Origin of the sequence: Pseudomonas sp. S8 (assembly GCF_050473925.1) — a bacterium.
GTDB lineage: Bacteria > Pseudomonadota > Gammaproteobacteria > Pseudomonadales > Pseudomonadaceae > Aquipseudomonas > Aquipseudomonas parakoreensis.
Map to the genome: position 1 here is coordinate 1,110,170 of NZ_JBFDVZ010000016.1, position 22,848 is coordinate 1,133,017.

At 59.0% G+C, this 22,848-nt stretch carries 17 protein-coding genes; 9 read left to right on the plus strand and 8 right to left on the minus strand.

The genetic code is table 11. From position 1 onward, the window contains the following. Positions 1–94 precede the first annotated feature (94 nt). From AB1J88_RS06320 to AB1J88_RS06340, 5 genes are all read right to left on the minus strand, one after another. Positions 95–1,516 carry an efflux transporter outer membrane subunit gene (locus tag AB1J88_RS06320; RefSeq protein WP_041064275.1) on the minus strand — a complete coding sequence of 474 codons (1,422 nt, stop codon included), beginning with the start codon at positions 1,514–1,516 and terminating at the stop codon, positions 95–97. Further along, positions 1,516–4,704, minus strand: a complete 3,189-nt coding sequence (locus tag AB1J88_RS06325; protein ID WP_041064272.1) for an efflux RND transporter permease subunit — start codon at positions 4,702–4,704, stop codon at positions 1,516–1,518. The genes AB1J88_RS06320 and AB1J88_RS06325 overlap by 1 nt, the downstream gene beginning before the upstream one ends. A gap of 15 nt (positions 4,705–4,719) precedes the next feature. After that, positions 4,720–5,973, minus strand: coding sequence for a multidrug efflux RND transporter periplasmic adaptor subunit MexE (gene mexE / locus AB1J88_RS06330; RefSeq protein WP_041064269.1), 1,254 nt, complete (start codon positions 5,971–5,973; stop codon positions 4,720–4,722). 273 nt (positions 5,974–6,246) lie between these two features. Beyond that, on the minus strand, positions 6,247–6,699 hold the full coding sequence (locus AB1J88_RS06335; protein ID WP_108182774.1) for a DUF805 domain-containing protein: 453 nt from the start codon (positions 6,697–6,699) through the stop codon (positions 6,247–6,249). A gap of 15 nt (positions 6,700–6,714) precedes the next feature. Continuing rightward, a complete protein-coding gene (locus tag AB1J88_RS06340; RefSeq protein ID WP_041064263.1) occupies positions 6,715–7,062 on the minus strand; it encodes a DUF4190 domain-containing protein in 348 nt (115 codons plus the stop codon). A 264-nt stretch (positions 7,063–7,326) separates the two neighbouring features. On the opposite strand from AB1J88_RS06340, the gene AB1J88_RS06345 reads away from it, so the two are divergent. After that, positions 7,327–7,524: a hypothetical protein gene (locus AB1J88_RS06345; protein ID WP_430290526.1), complete on the plus strand. Its 198-nt coding sequence runs from the start codon at positions 7,327–7,329 to the stop codon at positions 7,522–7,524. A 192-nt stretch (positions 7,525–7,716) separates the two neighbouring features. Further along, positions 7,717–8,895, plus strand: a complete 1,179-nt coding sequence (locus AB1J88_RS06350) for a sugar transporter (RefSeq protein WP_430290528.1) — start codon at positions 7,717–7,719, stop codon at positions 8,893–8,895. A 16-nt stretch (positions 8,896–8,911) separates the two neighbouring features. Here AB1J88_RS06350 and AB1J88_RS06355 read toward each other — a convergent pair whose 3' ends face one another. Further along, complete coding sequence (locus AB1J88_RS06355; protein ID WP_095669104.1) at positions 8,912–9,841, minus strand: LysR family transcriptional regulator; 930 nt, start codon at positions 9,839–9,841, stop codon at positions 8,912–8,914. Positions 9,842–10,110: 269 nt separating this feature from the next. Here AB1J88_RS06355 and AB1J88_RS06360 point away from each other — a divergent pair, with 269 nt between their 5' ends. The 4 genes from AB1J88_RS06360 to pgm all read left to right on the plus strand — a co-directional run bounded on the left by AB1J88_RS06360 (position 10,111) and on the right by pgm (position 16,334). Next, complete coding sequence (locus AB1J88_RS06360; protein ID WP_041064212.1) at positions 10,111–11,133, plus strand: zinc-dependent alcohol dehydrogenase family protein; 1,023 nt, start codon at positions 10,111–10,113, stop codon at positions 11,131–11,133. Positions 11,134–11,681: 548 nt separating this feature from the next. After that, positions 11,682–13,142 carry a hypothetical protein gene (locus AB1J88_RS06365; RefSeq protein WP_430290529.1) on the plus strand — a complete coding sequence of 487 codons (1,461 nt, stop codon included), beginning with the start codon at positions 11,682–11,684 and terminating at the stop codon, positions 13,140–13,142. A gap of 48 nt (positions 13,143–13,190) precedes the next feature. Then, positions 13,191–14,591 (plus strand): GntR family transcriptional regulator, encoded by a 1,401-nt coding sequence (locus tag AB1J88_RS06370; protein ID WP_430290530.1) that lies wholly within the window; start codon positions 13,191–13,193, stop codon positions 14,589–14,591. Positions 14,592–14,687: 96 nt separating this feature from the next. Next, positions 14,688–16,334, plus strand: coding sequence for a phosphoglucomutase (alpha-D-glucose-1,6-bisphosphate-dependent) (gene pgm / locus AB1J88_RS06375; RefSeq protein ID WP_222014402.1), 1,647 nt, complete (start codon positions 14,688–14,690; stop codon positions 16,332–16,334). Positions 16,335–16,517: 183 nt separating this feature from the next. On the opposite strand, the gene AB1J88_RS06380 is transcribed toward pgm, so the two are convergent. Continuing rightward, positions 16,518–17,213: a pirin family protein gene (locus AB1J88_RS06380; protein WP_041064200.1), complete on the minus strand. Its 696-nt coding sequence runs from the start codon at positions 17,211–17,213 to the stop codon at positions 16,518–16,520. A gap of 278 nt (positions 17,214–17,491) precedes the next feature. Here AB1J88_RS06380 and AB1J88_RS06385 point away from each other — a divergent pair, with 278 nt between their 5' ends. Beyond that, the gene (locus AB1J88_RS06385; RefSeq protein WP_430290531.1) at positions 17,492–19,966 is read left to right on the plus strand and encodes a UvrD-helicase domain-containing protein; all 2,475 of its coding nucleotides are present in this window, start codon (positions 17,492–17,494) and stop codon (positions 19,964–19,966) included. Between the two features lie 64 nt (positions 19,967–20,030). Here the strand turns inward: AB1J88_RS06385 and AB1J88_RS06390 are convergent, their stop codons facing one another. Then, positions 20,031–20,303, minus strand: a complete 273-nt coding sequence (locus tag AB1J88_RS06390) for a DUF1652 domain-containing protein (protein WP_047294563.1) — start codon at positions 20,301–20,303, stop codon at positions 20,031–20,033. Positions 20,304–20,566: 263 nt separating this feature from the next. Between AB1J88_RS06390 and AB1J88_RS06395 the strand changes: the two genes are divergently transcribed. Beyond that, on the plus strand, positions 20,567–21,382 hold the full coding sequence (locus AB1J88_RS06395; protein ID WP_086791340.1) for an AraC family transcriptional regulator: 816 nt from the start codon (positions 20,567–20,569) through the stop codon (positions 21,380–21,382). Between the two features lie 52 nt (positions 21,383–21,434). Then, entirely contained in the window at positions 21,435–22,841 is a 1,407-nt protein-coding gene (locus AB1J88_RS06400) for an NAD(P)/FAD-dependent oxidoreductase (protein WP_430290532.1), read from the plus strand. Positions 22,842–22,848: the final 7 nt, after the last annotated feature.

A 22,848-nucleotide genomic window follows, 5' to 3' on the forward strand; every position in this document is an offset into this window, starting at 1 on the left:
ACAGGGGTGGGCACAAAAAAGCCCCGCGACCGAATGATACGCGGGGCAAAAAATTGGTTGGTTGCGGCCAACCAAAGGAGCGCTTTGAAAAGCTTTACTTGCTGGCGACGGTTTCTGGCTGCCAGCCACCACCCAAGGCTTTGTAAATCGCGACGATGCCGCGATACAGATCAACCTCGGCCTGGGCCTGACTGTCTTCGGCGTTCAGCCGTTCACGCTGGGCGTCGAGCAGCACGAGGAAGTCGGTGGTGCCTTCGCGGTAGCGGATTTCAGCCAGGTCGGCAGCCTTGCGGCTCGATTCACTCTGACGAATCAGCGAGATCAACCGTTGCTGACGCTTGCCGTAATCGCTGAAGGCGTTTTCCGATTCTTCCAGCGCCAGCAACACTTGCTGCTCGTAGGTGGCGAGTGCGCCTTCGGCATCGGCATCGGCGCCACGCAAGCGGGCGCGCACGCTTCCCAGATCGAACGCCGCCCAGGTAATGCTCGGGCCGAGTGCCCAGGCGTTGGCCGCCGAGGAGCCGATCTGCGAACCACGCCCGGCCGTCCAGCCCAGGAACCCGCTGAGGCTGACTCGTGGAAACAGGTCGGCTTTCGCTACGCCGATCCGCGCGGTGGCCGAGGCCAGTTTGCGTTCGGCGCTGAGGATGTCCGGACGGCGTTGCAGCAGCTCACCCGGATCACCGATTGGCAAAGCCTTGGCAATTGCCGGCAAGTCTTTCGGGCTCAAGTCCACGGTCATTTTGTCCGGACGCTCACCCAAAAGGGTGGCGATGCGGTTTTTCTGCCGAACCTGTTCCGCCTGCAATTGCGGCACGCTGGCTTCGACCGAGGCCAGACGCGCATCGGCACGTTCGACGTCGAGCTGATCACCGACGCCGGCGTCACGCAGGCTGATGGTGATCTTGCGCGACTCCTGCTGGTTTTCCAGGTTGGCCACGGCGATTTTCTCGCGCAGTTGCGCACCGCGCAGTTGACCGTAGGCGTCGACCAGTTCGGCAATCATCGTGACTTGCAGTTGATACAGATCGGCTTCGGCCGCCTGCTGGTCGGCGTCGCTGGCTTCCAGATTGCGCTGGATCCGGCCGAACAGATCAAGCTCCCAAGCCATGTCCAGGCCCAGATCGTAGCGTTCGCTGTTGACCCGCTTGGTGGTCTGGCCGGGAATTTGTCCCTTGGCCAGATCACTGCTGGCGCGGCTGGTGATGGTCGGCATCGCATCGTTGCTGACGTCGTCGCGGATCGCCCGGGCGGCTTTCCAGCGGGCGAACGCCACGCGCAGTTGACGGTTGCCTTGCAGCGATTGAGTCACCAACTGGTTGAGGGTCGGATCGTCGAATTGCTGCCACCAGATGCCTTCGAATTTCGAACGGTCAAAGTTCTTTTGCCCGGCGGCGCCATCGGTGGCGGCCGTGATATTGGCCGCCTCCGTGGCTGGGGTCTTGTAGTCGGGGCCGACGGCGCAGGCGCTCAGCGCCAGCACCAGAAGACTCGGCAGGAAGACTTTCAGACTCATTATTGCGCCTCCAGTGGCTTTTGAAGAGCGTGCGCTCTGGCCGCTTTGCGGGCTTCCCCGCGTTCGACAAAGTTACGGATCAACACGTAGAACACGGGCGTCAGCAACAGACCGAAGAAGGTCACCCCGAGCATCCCGGAGAACACGGCCACACCCATGGCGTGACGCATCTCGGCACCGGCACCGCTGGAGAACACCAGTGGCACTACACCCATGATGAACGCGAACGAAGTCATCAGGATCGGCCGCAGACGCAGACGGCAGGCTTCCAGTACCGCAGCCAGCGGGTCGAGGCCTTCCAGCTGTTTGTCCTTGGCGAATTCGACGATCAGAATCGCGTTCTTACAGGCCAGGCCCACCAGTACGATCAAGCCGATCTGGGTAAAGATGTTGTTGTCGCCGCCGGAGACAATCACCCCGGTGATGGCCGACAGCAGGGTCATCGGTACGATCAGGATCACCGCCAGTGGCAGGCTCCAGCTTTCGTATTGAGCGGCGAGCACCAGGAACGCCAGCAATACGCAGAGCGGGAACACGAACAGCGCAGTGTTACCGGACAGAATCTGCTGGTAGGTCAGGTCGGTCCACTCGTAGGTCATGCCGTTTGGCAGTTCATCCTTGAGCAGTTTTTCGATGGCTTTTTCGGCCTGGCCGGAGCTGTAGCCGGGGGCTGCCGCACCGTTGATTTCAGCGGTGATAAAGCCGTTGTAGTGCATTACACGATCCGGGCCCGAGGTGTCGCTGACCTTGATGAAGGTCGCCAGCGGGATCATTTCGCCCTTGTTGTTACGCACTTTCAACTGACCGATCTGATCGGATTCGAGGCGGAACTGCTGTTCAGCCTGAACATTGACCTGATAGGTGCGCCCGAAGCGGTTGAAGTCGTTGGCATACAGCGAACCCAGGTAGATCTGCAGGGTGTCGAAGATGTCACTGACGGCCACGCCGTGAGTCTTGGCCTTTTCGCGGTCGATGGCGGCATCGACTTGCGGCACGTTCACGGTGTAGCTGGTGAACAGTCCGGCCAGTTCCGGCACGTTGTGGCTCTTGGCGATGATGTTCATGGTTTCCTTGTACAGCTCGTCGTAGCCCAGGTTGCCCCGGTCTTCGATTTGCAGGCGGAAACCACCAATGGTGCCCAGACCTTGTACCGGCGGTGGCGGGAAAATCGCCATGTACGCTTCCTGAATGTTCGCGTACTGACCGTTCAAGGCCCCGGCGATGGCACCGGCGGACATGCTCGGGTCTTTACGTTCGTCGAACGGTTTCAGGGTCACGAACACGATGCCGGCGTTCGGGCTGTTGGTGAAACCGTTGATCGACAGGCCCGGGAACGCTACGGCGCTTTCCACGCCCGGTTGTTTCAACGCCAGGTCGGACATGCGCTTGATCACGTCTTCGGTGCGATCCAGGCTCGCGGCGTCCGGCAGTTGCGCGAAGGCCACCAGGTATTGCTTGTCCTGGCCGGGTACGAAACCGGTTGGTGTGCTGGAGAAACCGAAGAACGTCAGCACCATCAGGCCTGCATACAGCAGCAGAGCGATGCCGCTGCTGCGGATCACGCGGCGCACCGTGCCTACGTAGCCATGGCTGGCTTTGTCAAAGAAACGGTTGAACGGGCGGAACAGCCAGCCACCGAAGATTTTGTCGAGAATCCTGGAGAAGCGGTCTTTCGGCGCGTCATGCCCTTTGAGCAACACGGCGGCCAGCGCTGGCGACAGCGTCAGCGAGTTGAACGCCGAGATCACGGTCGAGATTGCAATGGTCAGCGCGAACTGCTTGTAGAACTGCCCGGTGAGGCCGGAGATGAATGCCGCCGGAACGAACACTGCACACAGCACCAGTGCGGTCGCAATGATCGGGCCGGTCACTTCACCCATGGCCTTTTTGGTCGCATCGAACGGGTTGAGCCCCAGTTCAATGTTGCGCTCGACGTTCTCCACCACCACGATGGCGTCGTCCACCACGATACCGATCGCCAGCACCAGGCCGAACAGCGACAGGGCGTTGAGCGAGAAGCCGAACAGGTGCATGACCGCAAACGTACCGATCAACGACACCGGCACCGCCACCAACGGAATGATCGAGGCGCGCCAGGTCTGCAGGAACAGGATCACTACCAGCACCACGAGGATCAGCGCTTCGAAGAGGGTGTGAACCACCGCCTCGATCGAGCCGCGCACGAAGATCGTCGGGTCATAGACGATGCTGTAGTCCATGCCTTGCGGGAAGCCTTTCTTCAGCTCTTCCATCTTGCCGCGAACTTCGTTCGAAATATCGATGGCGTTGGAGCCTGGACGCTGGAAGATCGGGATCGCTACCGCTGGCTGATTGTTCAGCAACGAACGCAGGGCGTACTGACTGGAACCCAGCTCGACGCGCGCGATGTCCTTGAGGCGAGTGATTTCACCGTTGTCGCCGGAGCGAATGATGATGTTCTCGAACTCTTCCTCGGACACCAGACGGCCCTGGGTGTTGACCGACAGCTGGAAGCTCTGGGCATTCGGCGCAGGGGGCGCACCGAGCTGACCGGCAGCAACCTGACGGTTCTGCTCACGAATCGCCGTCACCACGTCGGTGGCGGTCAGGTTACGCGAAGCGGTCTTGTTCGGATCGAGCCAGACCCGCAGCGAGTAGTCGCCCATGCCGAACAGCTGCACGTCACCGACACCGCCCAGACGCGCGAGCTCATCCTTGATGTTGAGTATCGCGTAGTTGGACAGGTAGAGCATGTCGTAGCGTTTGTCCGGCGAGGTCAAGTGCACAACCATGGTCAGGTCGGGCGAGGCCTTGTCGACGGTGATACCGATGCGCGTCACTTCTTCGGGAAGTTTCGGCTCGGTCCGGGTCACCCGGTTCTGCACCTGTACCTGCGCGTTATCCAGGTCGGTGCCCAGGGCGAAGGTGATGGTCAGGGTGATCTTGCCGTCAGCGGTGGATTGCGAGGACATGTACAGCATGTTCTCGACGCCGGTGATGGCCTGCTCCAGCGGAGCGGCCACGGTTTCACCGATGACTTTGGGGTTGGCACCCGGGAAGTTGGCGCGTACCACCACGGTCGGTGGCACCACTTCCGGGTATTCGCTGATCGGCAACTGGAACAGCGAGATCGCACCGGCGATCAGGATCAGCAGCGAGAGCACCGCTGCGAAGATCGGCCGTGAAATGAAGAATTGGGAAAAATTCATCGGAGTTGTCGTCCCTTAACCGCGTGGGGTCGTAGCGGCCAGCTTCACAGCCGTACCCTGTGCACCTTTGGCAGGTGCGACTTTGGGCAGGTTGCTGGCTTCCAGCGCTTGACGTTGTTGAGCCAGAGCGGCAATGGTCTGCTCGCTGGCCATCGGGATCACTTCAGGCGTCACCGGAGAACCCGGACGAACCCGCTGCAGGCCCTTGACGATGATCGTGTCGTCCTTGTTCAGACCGGTGCGCACGATGCGCAGGCCTTCGATCTTCGGCCCCAGTTCAACGGCGCGATAAGCGGTTTTGTTGTCCGCATCCATCACCAGCACGAACTTCTTGCCCAGGTCGGTACCGACCGCTTCGTCGTTGATCAGCATGGCGTTGTAGGTGCCGCTGCCGACCAGTTTCAGTCGTGCGTACAGGCCCGGGGTGTAGGTGCCGTCGCTGTTGTCGAACACCGCACGACCACGGATGGTGCCGGTTTTCGGATTGACCTGGTTGTCGACGAAGTTCATCTGACCGAGGTGCGGGTTGCCGTCTTCATTGGACAGGCCCATGTACACCGGCGTGGTGGCGCCACGTTGGCCGTTGCGGGCGAGTTGGGTGTATTTGAGGAACACACGCTCGTCGGCGTCGAAGTAGGCGTAAACCTTGTCGGTGGAGACTACGCTGGTCAGCGCGGTGGTGTCGGCGGTCACCAGGTTGCCGGCGGTGATTTCGGCGCGACTGACGCGGCCGCTGATTGGCGCGGTGACGCGGGTGAAACTCAGGTTCAGCTTGGCCAGATCCAGTTGCGCTTGCAGGGCGCCAACGGCGGCGCGGGCCTCTTGTGCAGCGCTGGTGCGCGAGTCGGCCAGTTCAGCGGAGATCGCGTTGCTGGCGCGCAGACGTTCGCCGCGACCGGCTTCGTTTTCACTGCGGGTGGCATTGGCGCGCGCTTGGGCTACCAAAGCTTCGAGACGGCGAACTTCTGCCTGGAAAGGGCGCGGATCGATCTGGAACAGCAGGTCACCTTTCTTGACCAGCGCGCCTTCGGTGAACGCCACCTCGTCGATCTGGCCGGAGACCCGTGGACGGATTTCAACGGTTTCCGGCGCTTCGAGGCGCCCGGTGAATTCGTCCCACTCGTTGACCGGTTGTTCCAGCACCTTGGCCACGCTGACTTTGGCAGCGGGCATAGTGGCGGCAGTCTCCGGAGTCTTGCCGCAAGCGCTCATCACCAGCACGGCCAACATGGCCAAGGGGAAGCGCAAATGTTTGAGTGACTGTTCCATGGAATCATCCGCCAATGTATTGAAGATGGGCGGATGATGCTCGGCGGGCTGTGATGGCACGAATCGAATGAAGCAAAGGTAACTATCATTCGGAATGATATAAGAGCGATTCGAGCCCTCTAGCATGCACCTTTCGTTAGGGTGCTATCAATTGGTTTGATGACAAATGTGTGTTGCGCCGCCAGTAAAAATCCAGCGGCGGCTTCAGGAACAGAATTCATAAACAAAGAGACGGCCATGAAGGCCGTCTCGTTCAACGTGTTGCGAAGTGACTCAGTTGTTGCCTTTGCGGTTCGGCCCGAAACGGTTCGGACCTGGCTGGCTGTCTTGCACCAGGAACACCAGGTTGACGATCGGCAGCAGCAACCACCAGCCGCTACGGTCAGTGTCGTGCATACGGCGCGCGCCCACTGCGATGCTCGGCAGCAACATCGCCAGGCTGTACAGATTGTAAAGCAAGCCCTTGGTGTTGAGCATGGCGTCGAGAACGCCCATGACAATGCAGATACCCATGTTGATCAGCACAAACATCCAGTACTCGCGGCGGGTGGCGCGGCCTTTGAATTCGGCGTAATTCTTCAGCGCTTCCACGTAAGGATTGCCCGTGGTGATGGCGGGGCCGCTTGCATAGGACGGTTGAGCGGCCTGAGGTGCACCGCACTGTGGGCATGCCACGGCCAGGCTACTAATTTCCTTGGCGCAACCACGGCAGAAAACCAAGCTCATATTTTTTCCCTAAAATTATTCAATCGATAGACAGGACAAAACGAACGCGGCAAGGCCAGACAAAACGATGCCGGCGATCGCGAGGTTTCTTCCTGGGTGTTTTTGGTTGATACAGACGATGCCGCAAGTGAGGCCTGCAAGGCTGAGGATGCCCACACCGACAATCGCATCCCTGTCCCATTCGGAATCATCAAACAGGTTGAGTGCGCTGATAATCCCGAGGATCAATGAAACGATGGCCAGCCAGGGTGTTTCGGCTTGCGTTTGCGGCACGGAGGCCTGTTGGGGCGCCCCGCATTGGGGGCAGGTGAGCGCCGTTTCGTGTAGCTCCTTGGCGCAAGCACGACAATAGACCATTGCCATCGTTTTCCTTAACTGAGTGCAAATGCCCGATCCTCCAGCGGTCGGGGCGGCGGTAAGTTAAACTTTATTACCGGATTTGTCATTATCACTTTGCCATCATTGCTGCCGTGGCTGTGCGGGGACTCAAGGACTGAAGGCTATCGGGATTGTGCAAGCGTCTGGAGCCGTGCCTGCCAGCGAGGCCATTTACCGCTTCGGCATGGTCGAACGCTTCACCGGCTCCTTGCTGCTCAAGATACGTCGCGCAGCACGAACCGCATTTTCATGCGCGGTATCCAGCACGATATAGCTGAATGCCAATATCAGGCCAACGCTGCGACCGCCAGCTACCTTTCAACCCCGGCAGCGAACGATAAAATCCACGGCATGGGCAGTGCCGTGGGTGACGGGATGATCATCGCGCAGAAACAGATCGACCTGAAGAATGACTGCATGCAGGGCAACGTTTACTTGGGCCAGTGAACAAGGCAGCTTGTTTGATCAAGACCTCGTATGCTTCTACCGCATTGGATCAGATCAGTGTGGCTTGACCCTCTGATGATGCGTCCCCCTAAACGTCGAAACATTCGGCAATCGGCACCAAGACACCGACAGATGGGCACAGATCGCTTGCGTACATTCACGCGCGATCATCGACGAGTAATACGACGTTCAATGAGTGATTCTACGGCGACAAACACCGGCAACTGGTACGCAGTCATTGCCCTGGCATTGGCCGCGTTTGTGTTCAACACCACCGAGTTTGTGCCTGTCGGGCTGTTGAGCTCGATCGGCAGCAGCTTCGACATGTCGACGGCGCAGGTCGGTCTGATGCTGACCATTTACGCGTGGGTGGTGTCTCTGACGTCGCTGCCGATCATGCTGCTGACGCGCAACGTCGAGCGACGCAAACTGTTGCTCGTGCTGTTCGCAATGTTTATCGCCAGCCACATACTGTCGGGTCTGGCGACCAGCTTTGGGGTGCTGCTGGTGAGCCGGATCGGCGTGGCGCTATCGCATGCGCTGTTCTGGTCAATCACCGCTTCTCTGGCCGTGCGCCTGGCTCCGCCGGGCAAGCAGGTTCAGGCGCTGGGCTTGCTCGCAACCGGTACTTCGCTGGCGATGGTGCTGGGCATTCCTCTCGGCCGCTTGCTGGGCGAGGCGATGGGGTGGCGCACAACCTTTATCGTGATTGCGGGCTTCGCGGCGGCGCTGGTGTTCTGTCTGGCGAAGGTGCTGCCGTTGCTGCCCAGCCAGAACTCGGGCTCGCTCAAGAGCCTGCCCATATTGCTGAAGCGACCTGCGCTGGTAGCCGTTTATGTGCTGACAGCTCTGGTGGTGACTGCACAGTTCACCGCTTACAGCTACATCGAGCCGTTCGTACTGACCGTGGCCAACATGAGCGGTGAGGTGGTGACGCTCCTGCTGTTGTTATTCGGCGGCGCTGGCATTTTCGGCTCGCTGCTGTTCAGCTATTTGCACAGCTATAACCCGCAACGTTTTCTGATCATCTGCGTATCGGTGCTCGCCTTGTGCCTGGCGTTGCTGTTGCCGTTCAGCGGCAACGTCTCATACCTCGGCGTGTTGAGTGTGTTCTGGGGCATGGCGATCATGGGCTTCGGGCTGGCGCTGCAGTCGAAAGTCCTGGTGCTGGCGCCGGACGCCACCGACGTGGCGATGGCGCTGTTTTCCGGGATCTACAACATCGGCATCGGCGGCGGGGCACTGGTGGGGAGCTGGGTCGGCAGCCAGTTCGGCTTTGCTTACGTCGGGCTTGTCGGCGGGATGCTGGCGGCGTTGGCGTTGTCGTCTTACTGCGTGTCGATCTATCGCATCAGCCGGTCCAGGACTTGAGCCTTTGGCTGCCTGCTTAATGTGCAGGCAGCTCAAGGCTGTCAGGATCACCGAAAAACATCTGAATCCGCGACCGCAACCAGCGCTCCCCTGGATCGTTGTCCTGCGATCCACGCCAGGCCATGTGCAGCTCAAACGTGCGCGTCGGCAACGGTGGATCTTCTGCGCGCACACCGCCCGCCGCCGTCAGCGCATCCGCCGTGTAATCCGGCACCGTCGCGACGATGTCGGTTCCGGCCAGCAACGTGCTCAAGCCGTTGAACTGCGGCACGGCCAGCACCACGTGCCGCTTGCGCCCGAGTTTCTCCAGCTCTTCATCAATGAAGCCACTGAGGTCGCCGGCGAACGACACCAGCGCATGGGGGCGGGCGCAGTAGTCGTCCAGGCTTAGCGGCCCCGGCACCGTATCGGCGCGCAGCAGTTTCGGCTGACTGCGCCGCAAGACCTTGCGCTTGGCGTTGGCCGGCAGGTCGGTGGTGTAGCTGACACCGATGGAAATTTCGCCGGAGGCCAGCAGGCTTGGCATCAATATGTAGTTGACCCGACGCACGACGAGGACGATCCCCGGTGCTTCGGCGCGTAGGCGCTTGAGCAGCATCGGCAACAGGGCGAATTCGACGTCATCGGACAGGCCGATACGAAATACCGAGGTGCTGGTGGCCGGATCGAAGTCCGCCGCTCGGCTGACAGCGGTGGAAATCGAGTCGAGTGCCGGCGAGAGCAGGGCAAAGATTTCCACGGCGCGGGCGGACGGTTCCATGCTGCGTCCGGTGCGCACGAACAACGGGTCATCGAACAGGCTGCGCAGGCGCGAGAGCGCCGCACTGATCGCCGGCTGGCCGAGAAACAGCTTCTCGGCGGCGCGGGTCACGCTGCGTTCGTGCATCAGGGTTTCGAACACGATCAACAGGTTCAGGTCGACACGACGCAGGTCATTACGATTCATCTGGAGTCCTGGCAGAGTCATCAAGCTTGACGAGAGCGACCATATGAGAACAATGGCCGGCATGAATATTACGGGGAAAGGCTGGTACTCTGCACCGCTAAATTCAGCTTTACCGAGCCGGTTGCGGCATTTTTTCATCGATTTTGCCAATGCCGTTCATACTGCGGAATCAATGACAGGCATGTCGACTATTAATAGCCACTGATAGTCTTGGGTCAAAAGCCCAGATAGAGTTCAGGGCATTAGAGGTTACTTTGACGAGGTTTGCGATGTCCCGCACGATCCGTTTTCACAAGTTTGGTCCGGCCGAGGTGCTCAAATGCGAAGAGCATGCGGCCGCTCAGCCAGGTCCTGGCGAAGTGCAGGTGCGTGTCGAAGCGATCGGCATCAGCTGGTATGACATTCTCTGGCGTCAGAACCTGGCCTCGTCCCAGGCACGCTTGCCGTCCGGTCTTGGCCATGAAATGGCCGGCGTGGTCACCGCGATCGGTGACGGTGTCGACGACCTGTCGGTTGGCGACAAGGTGGCCAGTTTTCCGGCCGAAAGCCCGAACGACTACCCGGTGTATGGCGAGCAGATTGTATTGCCGCGCACCGCGCTGACGCGCTATCCGGATGTGCTCAGCCCGATCGAAGCCAGCGTGCATTACACGCCGCTGTTGATCGCTTATTTCGCCTATGCCGATCTGGCGCGGGTCAAACCCGGGCAGTTTGCCCTGGTCACTGACGCCAGCCATTGCGCCGGTCCGTCCTTTGTCCAGTTGGGCAAAGCCATGGGGGTGAGGGTGATTGCCGCGACGAAAACCGCAGATGAGCGTGAATACCTGCTGTCGCTGGGTGCCGAGAAAGTCATCGTCACCGAGGAAGAAGATCTGTTGATGCGAATCAACAAAATCACCGACAACCGTGGTGTCGATGTGGTCTTTGACGGTCTTGGCGGCCCGCAGATGTCGTTGCTCGGTGATGTGCTTGCGCCGCGTGGCAGCCTCGTTTTGTATGGCCTGCAAGGCGGTAATCAGACACCATTTCCGGCCTGTGCGGCCTTTCAGAAGAACATCCAGTTCTTTGTGCACTGCATCGGCAATTTCACCGGCAAACCCGAGCTCGGTATCACTCAGGATCACGTCGCCTTGCAGCGGGCCCTGCGTGACATCAACCAGCTCACCGCCGACCGCGTATTGCTGCCGCTCAAGACTCGGGTCTTCCCGTTCAACGAGTTCGTTGAAGCGCATCGTTACATGGACGAATGCCCATGCCGCGAGCGGGTCGCTCTGCAGGTCGAACCCGCGTAACCCCCCTCCGATCAGAGTCCGTGGCCCCACGGACTCCAGCGTGTTGCTCCCTTGCCATCACAACAGTTGCCGGATTCAGTGCCTGGCTGTCTGTGCATCTGAACCGGTTTTTGCTCGCGATCTGTATCTTTTAATCGCCCTCTAAGCCCTGATAATTGGATGATTACTTTCATCTCAAGGAATGAGCCATGTCTGTGCATTCTGTTTTCTATTCCGTGTTGAATAATTCATCTCGCGAGCGATATGCCGGTTTCTGTTTAATCGGTGTAGGGTCTTTCCTATTATCGTTCTGCTTTTCTTGTACTCAATGTTCGTGGGACGCTGTAAGAAGTTTCCTCAGATGTTTTTCTATCAGGGAAAACCCAGCGTGGGCAGGGGTTTGCGTCACTTAGGGTGACGTTATTGTCGACTTCTCAGGTGCAAGTGTTTCAAATAACTTCAAAATCATAAGTGTTAGTATTTGATCGTCTATTACTTATTGATGAATTTATCGCGCCAGTGTCTTCACTGATGTGCGATATGAATTTTTTACGCCGGGTAAAGTACTGATGAGCACGATCCATGATCAGGCAATGAACTATGTCTACCAGCAAGTACTGCAACGTTTGCTGAGTTTCTTTTCCAGAGCCGAACGGACTGCGCTGCAGTTGCTGATCCAGCGGCTGATGGTCGCCGCCGGCGGAGCGGAACGCATGGGGGATTACAAGGTTCTGGTGACACCGTCCGGTACTCGTGACAGCTGCTACACCCTGGCGTTGTTGCGCGCCGCTCAGCTGAGTATCGCCGGCCGCGCTCCCGCCACCTTCCAGTTGCGTGTCGCCGTCCTGCGCAGCGGCAGCATGGGCGGTGCCGCACTCGACAATCTGCACCGCAGCTTTGCTGCACTGTTTCTCTATGATGACCCCCGGGTCGAAATGCTGATGGTGGATCATCGTCAAGTACTGCCGTTCAATCACCAGAAGTCACCCGACAAGGACAGTGCGGATGCCAATCGCATCAATCTTCTGATGATGGGGCATCGCCGGGTAAGGGACGAGCCACTTGAATTGTGGGACGACGTTTGCCTGGCGCGGGCCGAGTTTTGCGGCCAGATTGCCCGCTGGAACAATGGTGTTGACGCCTGGGTTGCCAGTGAGTCGCCGCGGCGACAGAGGCAATTCATCAATGATCTCGCGCGAGCGGTGCAGAAAGCCGGCCTGGAGGCTCTGCCATCCAATGCCGTCTCATTCGATGACTTGTTCGCGGTTCTCGACGGCCTGGGAGGGGATCTGTATCGCGGTCTTTACGCCGAATCCGAGCTATTGCGCTGGCGTCCCGAGGACGGATTCGAGTCTTGCCGTCGCACTACATTCGTCGATATCCACGACATGGCGGTGGGCAAGCTGGAGGAGCGCTGGCCGTTGCTTAGCGAGTTTCTCGGGTATCAGGCGGAGGAATGGGTGTTTCATCAGGGCGAAGGTGAATACGCCGATCCTTTGATCGAGGCTCATCTTCACGGTCTTGAGGCCGAGTTCATTGACGGAAGCGGTTATGAGTGCGGTTTTGCGGAACATGTTCAACGCATGCTGTTAAACATGCAGCAAATGCAGGTGCCGGATCCGGTTTGTGAACAGATGATCGCGAGGCTAGGGTTACAGCAGACTGAGGCGTTGCGTGAAGAGGCGGCAACAGCTCTGCACCAGACCTACGGTCTTAACGAAGCGCAATGGGTGTGTCTGCTGTTCACGCCGTTCATCGAGCGGGGGGCCGGGCTTGAGCGGTTTCTGCGCAGTTGTCATCCCGGCATGTTGGTGGCATTGCCCGATTTGCACCGGGCAATGCAAGGGCTGCACGGCCCCGAGCAAGTGTTGCAATGGATGACGGATGTCAGCGGGCTGCCGATCAGACTGATCGGGCATCTCTACGCCATGGAGCCACTGCCGGCCCGTGGTGCTGCCCGGTCGGCAGGAGGCGCGGCGGATGCTGGTAATGCCGACACCGGCGTGGGTGGCCGGTCAGCGGAGCGTTGAGGTGAGTGATTCATCCTTCAGAGCGCCTGTCGTCCCGGTATCGGGCTCATGAAAGGGGTACGAGAGCCCGGTTTCGCTTATCAGGCCGTTTATCGTTACCTGATGCGATTGATGGCGGAGACGGCCGGTAAAGACAACACCAGGCTACCGTCGCTGCGTCAGCTGGCAGAGCGTCTGAATGTGTCGATTTCGACCATTCAATATGCTTATTCGTTGCTGGAGAAAGAAGGGCGGGTCTATTCAGTTGCCAAGTCCGGTTATTACGCCCGGGCGTTAGCGGATCTGTCTTCTCCAGCCGTTTGCAATGATCTGCTTGAAACCCTCTACGTCAATGCGCGGCACCCGGGAATGCGGCTGTTGAGCGCCGAAGACCCGGTCTCCGTGCAATCGCTGGACAGCCCGTTGCTATTGCTCGAACGCGAACTGCTGCGGCAGTACCCCCGGCAACCGACGCCGCTTGATCAACCTTGCGGTGAGTTTGAATTACGCACGGTCGTGGCAGCCCGCTACACCACTTCACCGCAGCAGTGCTGGCACGCCGAGGATGTCTACATTGGTGCGGATCTGCGCGGGGTGCTGGAAATTCTGGTTGCCGTTCTACAGCTCAAACACGCAACGGTTCTGGTTGAATCGCCCTGCGACTGGGTCATACTGCGGCTGCTGCAGGCAGCAGAGGTACGCGTAATCGAGTTGCCCCTGCAGGCCTGCGGCGGTCTGGAACCGCAACGCCTGGAAGCGCTGCTCAACACTGAACATGTCAGGTTGGTGGTGCTTTCTTCGGGGTTGAGTATGCCGCGTGGCACCCAGGTTCCTGCAGGCAACCGCAGCCGCATCGCCGGGCTGCTTGTCAAACACGGCACCTGGGTTCTGGAAAACGATTGTTATGGTGAGCTTGGCGAAGTCATGGACGGCGATTGCCTGCGTGACTTGCTGGATCCAGATCGGCTGCTGGTCTTCTCCACGTTCGAAAAATTCATCGGAATCGAAGCACCTTACGGGTTCGTGTTGTCGCGCCAATGGAAGAGCGAATTACTGCGACATTTTCTGATGCGTTCGTTCCGACTGTCGCCCATCCGCCAGAAGGCGATCGCTCGACTGTATGGAAACGGTCGGATCGATCAGCATCTGCATGTCCTTCGCCGGCTGCTCAGGGAGCGTCGAACGCCCATGATCCATTTGCTGCGCGAACGCTTGGGCGATGCACTGCAGGTCGTTGAGCCGCAAGGCGGCGCGACTGTCTGGGTGCGGGCAAGGCGTCCGGTGGACATGCGCGACGTGTTTCAGCGCCTGCTCAGACAACAGATTCTGATCGCGCCGGGGGCACTGTTCAGTTTGCAGGGTTTGCACCGTCGGCATCTGCGTCTGAACCTACTGGATCAGGGGGAAACCGGCTTGAGCGGAGCGATTGCAATGCTCGGGGATGCATTGCGCCTGGCTGCTGTGGAATGAACGTTGTAATCCGTCGGATAGATCCCGTCGCGCTGTGGTCGAACTGCCAGTAAACTGCGCTGTATTTCCTGAACCACTCTATTACAGAGGTTTTGCATGACTATCAGTCCTTTTGCGGGCAAACCGGCACCGGCAGAATTGTTGGTCGATATCCCGCGACTGGTAACGGCTTATTACACCGGCCAACCGGATGCTTCGATTTCCACCCAGCGTGTGGCGTTTGGTACTTCCGGGCATCGGGGCAGTTCCTTTGACCTGAGCTTCAATGAGTGGCACGTTCTGGCGATCAGCCAAGCGATCTGCCTGTACCGCGAAGCACAGGGCATTGATGGCCCGTTGTTTGTCGGTATCGACACTCACGCACTGTCGACCCCGGCAGGAGCCAGTGCGCTGGAAGTGCTGGCGGCCAACGGCGTGACCGTGATGATCGCCGAAGGCGACGAATACACGCCGACGCCGGCGGTTTCGCATGCGATTCTCTGCTACAACCGTGGCCGCACTTCTGGCCTGGCCGATGGCATCGTCATCACGCCGTCGCACAACCCGCCACAAAGTGGTGGCTACAAATACAACCCTACCAATGGCGGCCCGGCCGACACCCATATCACCAAGTGGATCGAAGCCAAGGCCAACGAACTGCTGGCCAACAAGCTGGCGGGTGTCAAACGCATCAGCTACGAGCAGGCGCTCAAGGCGAGCACCACGCACCGCCATGACTACCTCAACAGCTACGTCGCCGACCTGATCAACGTGATCGACTTCGATGCCATTCGTGGCGCCAAGTTGCGCCTGGGTGTCGATCCGCTGGGTGGAGCAGGGGTGCGTTACTGGTCGGCGATTGCCGAGCATTATCGTCTTGATCTGGACGTTGTTAACAAACAGGTCGATTCGACGTTCCGTTTCATGACGGTCGATTGGGACGGTCAGATTCGCATGGACCCATCGTCCAGCCATGCGATGCAAGGTTTGATCGGTCTCAAGGAACGTTACGACGTGGCGTTCGCCTGCGACCCGGATCACGACCGTCATGGCATTGTTACGCCTTCAGGCGGTCTGCTGGCACCGAACAACTATCTGGCGGTATCCATCGATTACCTGTTCCAGAACCGCCCGCAATGGCGCGTCGACGCTGCCGTGGGTAAAACCGTGGTCAGCAGCGGCCTGATTGATCGTGTGGCCAAGCGCCTGGGTCGGCGCTTGTATGAAGTCCCGGTCGGCTTCAAATGGTTTGCCGATGGCCTGTTCGACGGCTCATTGGGTTTTGGTGGCGAAGAGAGTGCCGGCGCTTCGTTCCTGCGCAAGGATGGCGGCGTCTGGAGTACCGACAAGGACGGCCTGATTCCAGCTCTGCTGGCGGCTGAAATGACCGCGCGTACCGGTCGTGACCCAAGCCAGGCCTATCGCGCCCTGACCGATGAGCTGGGTGAACCGTTCTCGGTGCGCGTCGATGCCAAGGCCAACCCTGAGCAGAAAGCCCTGCTGAGCAAACTGTCGCCGCAGCAAGTGACGTCGACCGAACTGGCAGGCGAGAAGATTCAGAGCATTCTCAGCCATGCGCCGGGCAACGATCAGGCCATCGGCGGTTTGAAGGTGATGACCGAAAACGGTTGGTTCGCCGCGCGTCCTTCGGGCACCGAAGACATCTACAAGATCTACGCTGAAAGCTTCATTGGCGACGACCACCTCAAGCAACTGGTGGCTGAGGCGCAAACCTTGGTGGATGGTGCAATCAGCACCAAGTGATCTTCAGGGAGGTGAGTTCTTTGTGTGGTGAGGGGATTTATCCCCGATGGACTGCGTAGCAGTCCGCTCCATTGAAAAGACGACCGCTTTGCGGCCTATCGGGGATGAATCCCCTCGCCACAAAAGCTGCAAAAAATGGGCGACCATGACGGTCGCCCCTTTTTTTACCTGCATATCAGGCGATCAAGCCAGATCCACCAAAACGATTTCGCTGTCTTCGAGTGCCGTCACCGTCAGTACCGCCTCCTGCTCGACGGCAACGCCATCTCGAGCTTGTGCACGCAAGCCATTGACTTCAATCAGACCGGTGGCGGGCACCAGGTACGCACGGCGTCCTGCATCCAGCTGATACTCAGCTGTTTCGCCCGCCTTGAGGTTGGCTGCAACCAATCGCGCATCGGCGCGAATGCGCAAGCTCTGATCATCGCCATCCTTGCCGCTGGCCAGGGTGACAAAGCCTTCGCGCTGACCTTTGGGGAACGGTTTGGCACCCCACGATGGCGGCGCCCCGGTTTCCGTCGGCAGAATCCAGATCTGAAAGATTCGGGTCTCCTTGTCTTCCAGGTTGTATTCGCTGTGTGCGATGCCGGTACCGGCGCTCATGACCTGCACGTCGCCGGCTTCAGTGCGTCCCTTATTACCAAGGTTGTCCTGGTGAGTAATCGCACCTTCACGCACATAGGTGATGATTTCCATGTCGCGGTGCGGGTGTAACGGGAACCCGGTGCCGGCGGCGATCACATCGTCATTCCACACCCGCAGATTGCCCCAGTTCATGCGTTGCGGGTCGTAGTATTCGGCGAACGAAAAGTGGTGATGGGCATCCAGCCAGCCGTGATGAGCGCCGCCCAGCGTGTTGAAAGGTCTGAGTTCAAGCATGATCGTCTCCTCAAAAGGTCCGTCATGGGGCGCAACGCCAGAGCCACGAAGCGAGACCGTCGGTTAATGACGGGCATCATCCATCAGTCAATCATCGATAAAAAGCGTAAAAAGTGCGGCATTCTCATCGAATCCGTTGATGAGAAGCGGGTTCGAAACGGTCTCACCCCACTTTCACTTCATCGCCTAAACCAATGAGCTGTAAGCATTTCGCTAGAACTCAGGGGCAAATAAAGACACCATAGCCGCAACAGCCTCACACACTGGAGCCCCTCAGCGTGGCGCAACACACTCCCGATCTGCCTCCCGAACTCCGTCCACTGGCCGAGATGCCATGGTTCAAGCGTCTCGCCGCGCGTTTTTTCGGCCACGGCCTGACACGCTTGCGCGCTCAACACCGCGCGTCATGGTTGCATGGTCAGGCTGACGGCTTTCGCAGTGGCCATACCGCTGGCGTGGAGTATGGCTTCAAGGAGGGCAAACTCGAAGGCCTGGAGGAAGGCCGGCAAGTGCTGTTGATTCGTGACAGTCGCAGCACCGAACATCGTCCGCCGAGCGTGGACAATCACTTGTTCGACGACTGTCGCCTGCCCCTCAGTGCCGAGCTGAAGAAGCGCATGAAAGCCGATGTGGCGCGCCTGCTGCCCGAACATGCCCAGCCAAGCGCCGCGCAATGGAAGATGATTTTCAGTGATACGCCTTCGACCTCGGTGATTGCCGGTGCCGGAGCGGGCAAGTCGACGACGCTGGTGCTGAGGATTCTGTTGCTCACTCACTACCTGGGCTTTGAACTTGATTCGATGACCGTGGTGACCTTCACCCGCGAGTCGCGCAAGGATTTCATCAACAAACTGATCGAGCTGTTTGCACTCTGGGGCTTGGCCCTGAGCCTGAAACAGGCGCGGGAACTGGTGCGCACCTTTCACTCGCGGATTCTGCCGATGGTGCGCAGCCTGCCGGGATTTGAGCGCTTGCAGGCGTTCGAGAACCTCAGCGACCGAATTCAGGGTGCTGACGAAGAGGTCGACAGCAATCCATTCGATTTGCGGATCAACGACGCTCAGCGCCGCCAGCTCAATGCCTGTTACCACCGGTTGTTCACGGAAGACGAGCGTTTCCGTCAGCTCATTCAGCCGTTGGCCAAGGCTGGTTTGCAGCTCAAGGAGCTGGAACGCGATCACCCGGACGTGCAAAAGCGCATGGCGGTGACGGAGTTGGCGGCCAAGCGCGATGAAGAGCTGTGCGATGCCATCGAAGACTTATGGTTTCGCGCAGGTGCCTGGCCGATCAAAGGCATCGAGCCCAGCCGGCAAACGTTCGAGATCAACGGTTCGACCTTTCACTGCCATGGCTACATTCCCAGCCTCGATGCCTGGGTGATGCTCGGGTTTGATCCTCGGGAAAACCCGCAGATCTGCCGACCCAACGCCAGGCTCGGGGTGCGCGCCGAGTGGGCAGTAAAGCGCACCTTGTTTCAAGTTTTCTGCCGTAAGCCATTGATTTGGATGGATAGTTACGAGGCGTCGAAGCGGGTGTTGTCGACGTTGGCGGGCGACGCGAGCGCCGGTCCAGGCTTCGATTACAAGGTCAAAGGTGAGCTGGTTTCAGCGCCGCTGCTGGACTGTTTTGTCGCGGCGGCCGGCTTCATCGAAAACCTCGGGCTGGACGTGCCGGACGCTGTCGGCCGGATGAGTTTTGCCAAGGATGATCCGGACCGGTTCTTCTTTGAGGCGCTGAGCCTGTTCTGGCGTGCCCTGGAAGATCATTTGCTCGATCAGAAACCGCCGGTGATGACCTATAACCGGATGTTTGCGCTGTTCAGCGAACATTCGCCAGAGAATCTCAAACTGCTCAGTGACGAGCTGCTGCGCCCCATGTCGCACTTGATGATCGACGAGTTTCAGGACGTTTCGCCGCAAATCGTCTCCTGGATCCGTGCCAGTCTGGCGGAAATCCGCAGTCGTGGCCCGGCGATGCATGTTGGGCGGGGCGCACAGCGTTCGTCGTTGCTGTGTGTGGGCGATGACTGGCAGTCGATCTACGGCTGGCGTGGCAGTTCACCGAGTTATTTCATGGAATTCAACAAAGAATTCCCTTCACCGGGCACTACACGGGTGATGCTCAGCGACAATTACCGCAGTCATCAACACATCATCGATGCCGCTGAACACATCGTCCGCGCAGCGCCAGCAATCCCGGGCAAAAAAGCCAAAGCCAGCGGCGCCCCCAAGGCCTTGCAGCCGGTGAGCGTGCTGGAACGCGATGATCAGGCTTTGGGGCTGCGCCTGGCTGAACACTATAATCGCGGCGACTCAATCTTGATGCTGTATCGAAAAAGCAGCGATAAATCATTGATTGAGCAACATATTCAGTCTGTAGTTAATGTTGATTCGAGCTTGCCGTATGAAGCGCGACGCCTGAAACAACTGACTTACCACAGTGCCAAGGGACTGCAGGCCGATGCGGTGTTTCTGCTGGGTGACTGCCAGCACCTGACCAGTTCTCCGTACAAGAACCAGGTGTATCGCATGGCTGGCCTGGGCAAGGCTGGCGACAGTGAGCCCTATGACACGGCGCAAAAGGACGAGATATTGCGGCTGGCCTACGTCGGCATCACCCGGGCGGTCAGCCATTGCTATTGGTACGTCGAGCCGCAGGACGCTCAATCAGTCAATATGCCGAGAGCGTCTGACCGGGTGGCCCAGAACAAGGCATTCTTCGTCGATCAGCGGAAGCGGCCGCAAACCGCGTGATGCACGTCCGCGCAAAAAAAAAGCCCGCCGGAATTGGCGGGATTTTTCATTAAAAAACAAAGGCTTAAGCGTAACTCTTGAGAGATTCCGGAGGAATGAAAGTCTCCAGTTCGTCTTCCACGGCTTCGATGATTCGTTCGACATCGGCCGCGTTCATCACCGTGGCGCAGGGAATGCCGGCGATGGCGATCATGGTCTCACCGCTGGCACGATCGAATAGTCGGGCAATCATGCTGCCCGGCGCATCCATCGTCGCTTCAAAACCCATTGGATGAAAATGCCAGCGCATCAACTGGCACGCGTTGGGGAAAGTGACTTTACTGGAACCTTTATTCATGTGTTGCCCGCCTTCTTCATCGAGCGATTCCTTTTGCTCATGTTAGGTGGGAAGAGCCTTCATTGGCTCAACCGGTCAGTGACGTTAAAAGTAGCATCCGCATGTGAATTTTCCGTGAGCTTTTTCAGTTCATTTTGCGATTGCTGCGCATTTTTTGATGTAAGTCACGCCTCATTCACTCTTCGCCAAAAGGCCACTACGGTTTACTGATTGATCGTCTGGATGAAGTTGGGCAAGCTCGGTGCTTTTGCGCAGAGCCCTTTATGCATGTCGACGACGACGGCCCAGAACAGACCCCGGCCACGGCCGCTACGGTCATGCGCTATCACTTGAGCTGGAAACATCGCGACCTGGACAGCGTCATGGCGTTGTACCACCCGGACGTTCAGTACAACGATTTCTTTCAGAACCGGGTGCTCGGTTTTGATGAGTTACGTGAGTACGTGCGTGTCAGCATGCCGCGAGAATCCGACGAAGCGCTGGAGCATTGCGACCGGATCCGCGTGGATGGCAACACTGCCTACATTCAGTACGAAGTGACCTTGCGCGGTGGCGACGGACTGGTGTCGTTCCGTTCCAGTGAAGCGATCACGGTGAAGGACGGCCTGATCTGGCGGGTCAACGAATACGCCTCGCTGGTTCGCACGCCAACCAGTGGCACCGTCGCTCCCAGCCAGCGTCCGGCGGTGAGTCGACTGGGCCTGTCACCGCGCCAGATCAGTTTCATGGCCGAAGACCTGCAGCAATATTTTGAACGGCAGCAGCCTTACCTCGATCCCGAGCTGGATCTGCAACGGGTGGCGAAGGAGTGCGGGTACAGCCGCAATCAGATTTCCTACCTGCTCAATCAGGTGCTGGGGCAGAGCTTCTATCGATACGTCAACCAGGCGCGCCTGCAGCATTTGCTCAAGTCACTGGATCACGCCACGCCACCGCTGCGTATCGATGAGCTGGCATTTGCCGCCGGTTTCAACTCGCTGTCGGCGTTCTACAGTTGCTTTCGCCAGCACACCGGCCAGTCGCCGAAGGCCTACGCCAAACAAATTTCTTTGCGGGCACGCGCGCAAGACAGTGATTGAAGTCACGCACTAGGATCGACGCCATCGAAGGTTTTCAGTGGCGGAGTCTTGCATGCCGGCGTGGCGCACTATCAGTTTGTGGATGGATCAACTCGACGAGCCGCTGATCGCGCGGCCGGCGCTGGAACAGGATCTGGATGTCGACGTGGCCATCATTGGCGCTGGTTACACCGGGCTGTGGACCGCGTACTACCTGAAAAAACTCGCGCCGGGTCTGGATATCGCCATCATCGAGGCGCAAACCGCCGGTTTCGGTGCGTCCGGGCGCAATGGTGGCTGGCTGATGGGCAATCTGCTGGGCGAGGATCGACTGCTCGCCGGCCTCTCGCCACAACAACGTCGCGCCTCTTTTGATCTGCTGCACAGCATCCCCGATGAAGTGGAAGTTGTCCTCGAACGTGAGGGTATCGACTGCGATTATCGCAAGGGCGGGGTGCTGTACTGCGCCGCTCGCTACCCGGAACAGGAAGCCAGCCTGCGCGAATACCTCGACAAACTGCACGCCCAAGGCCTGACCGACAACGATTACCGCTGGCTGAGCCCCGAACAACTGGCGCAACAGATTCGCGTGGCGAAACCTTACGGCGGCATCTATGCGCCGCACGTGGCGACGATTCACCCGGCGAAGCTGGTGCGCGGTCTGGCGCGTACCGTGCAGAACATGGGCGTGAAGATCTACGAAAACAGCCCGGTCACGCACTGGCAGTCCGGTAGTTTGCGCACGGCCAGGGCCAGTGTGCGCAGCCGCTGGATCGTGCCGGCCGTTGAAGGCTATTCGGTGACGCTGCCGCCGCTGGGGCGCTATCAGTTGCCGGTGCAAAGTCTGATTGTCGCCACCGAACCGCTCTCGGCTGCGACCTGGGACGAAATCGGCCTCAATCGTGGCCAGGCGTTCAGCGAGTTCAGCCGTCAGGTCACTTATGGCCAGCGCAGTGCTGATAACCGTCTGATCTTCGGCGCTCGCGGCGGCTACCAGTTCGCCGGCAAGCTGCGCCACAACTTCGATCTGACCCGCGATGAAATCGAACTGCGGCGCTATCTGTTCGGTGAGCTGTTCCCGCAACTGAAAAACGTGCAAATCACCCACGCCTGGGGCGGCAACCTCGGCATGTCGCGGCATTTCAAGCCGCACATGCTTTGCGATCGCGCCAATGGCATCGCACTGTCCGGCGGTTATGGCGGGGAGGGCGTGGGTGCCAGCAACCTCGGCGGCCGCACCCTGGCCGATCTGATTCTGGAGCGCGATACCGAACTGGTACACCAGCCGTGGGTGCTGCCGGACGGCGGGATCCATGCGCTGCGCGCCTGGGAGCCGGAACCGTGCCGCTGGCTCGGTTACAACGCGATCATCAAAAGTTTTGTCCACGAAGACCAGACCCTGGCCAATCCGGCCACCGCACCGTGGCGGCGCAAGCTCGCCAGTCAGGTCGCGGGCTTCATGGAAGGTTTCATGCACTAACCGCCGT

What these genes read in the sequence shown, in the direction of transcription:
- AB1J88_RS06320 (WP_041064275.1), bottom strand. Translation starts at nt 1,516, where the DNA reads ATGAGTCTGAAAGTCTTCCTGCCGAGTCTTCTGGTGCTGGCGCTGAGC.
- AB1J88_RS06325 (WP_041064272.1), bottom strand. Translation starts at nt 4,704, where the DNA reads ATGAATTTTTCCCAATTCTTCATTTCACGGCCGATCTTCGCAGCGGTG.
- mexE (WP_041064269.1), bottom strand. Translation starts at nt 5,973, where the DNA reads ATGGAACAGTCACTCAAACATTTGCGCTTCCCCTTGGCCATGTTGGCC.
- AB1J88_RS06335 (WP_108182774.1), bottom strand. Translation starts at nt 6,699, where the DNA reads ATGAGCTTGGTTTTCTGCCGTGGTTGCGCCAAGGAAATTAGTAGCCTG.
- AB1J88_RS06340 (WP_041064263.1), bottom strand. Translation starts at nt 7,062, where the DNA reads ATGGCAATGGTCTATTGTCGTGCTTGCGCCAAGGAGCTACACGAAACG.
- AB1J88_RS06345 (WP_430290526.1), top strand. Translation starts at nt 7,327, where the DNA reads ATGCGCGGTATCCAGCACGATATAGCTGAATGCCAATATCAGGCCAAC.
- AB1J88_RS06350 (WP_430290528.1), top strand. Translation starts at nt 7,717, where the DNA reads ATGAGTGATTCTACGGCGACAAACACCGGCAACTGGTACGCAGTCATT.
- AB1J88_RS06355 (WP_095669104.1), bottom strand. Translation starts at nt 9,841, where the DNA reads ATGAATCGTAATGACCTGCGTCGTGTCGACCTGAACCTGTTGATCGTG.
- AB1J88_RS06360 (WP_041064212.1), top strand. Translation starts at nt 10,111, where the DNA reads ATGTCCCGCACGATCCGTTTTCACAAGTTTGGTCCGGCCGAGGTGCTC.
- AB1J88_RS06365 (WP_430290529.1), top strand. Translation starts at nt 11,682, where the DNA reads ATGAGCACGATCCATGATCAGGCAATGAACTATGTCTACCAGCAAGTA.
- AB1J88_RS06370 (WP_430290530.1), top strand. Translation starts at nt 13,191, where the DNA reads ATGAAAGGGGTACGAGAGCCCGGTTTCGCTTATCAGGCCGTTTATCGT.
- pgm (WP_222014402.1), top strand. Translation starts at nt 14,688, where the DNA reads ATGACTATCAGTCCTTTTGCGGGCAAACCGGCACCGGCAGAATTGTTG.
- AB1J88_RS06380 (WP_041064200.1), bottom strand. Translation starts at nt 17,213, where the DNA reads ATGCTTGAACTCAGACCTTTCAACACGCTGGGCGGCGCTCATCACGGC.
- AB1J88_RS06390 (WP_047294563.1), bottom strand. Translation starts at nt 20,303, where the DNA reads ATGAATAAAGGTTCCAGTAAAGTCACTTTCCCCAACGCGTGCCAGTTG.
- AB1J88_RS06395 (WP_086791340.1), top strand. Translation starts at nt 20,567, where the DNA reads ATGCATGTCGACGACGACGGCCCAGAACAGACCCCGGCCACGGCCGCT.
- AB1J88_RS06400 (WP_430290532.1), top strand. Translation starts at nt 21,435, where the DNA reads ATGCCGGCGTGGCGCACTATCAGTTTGTGGATGGATCAACTCGACGAG.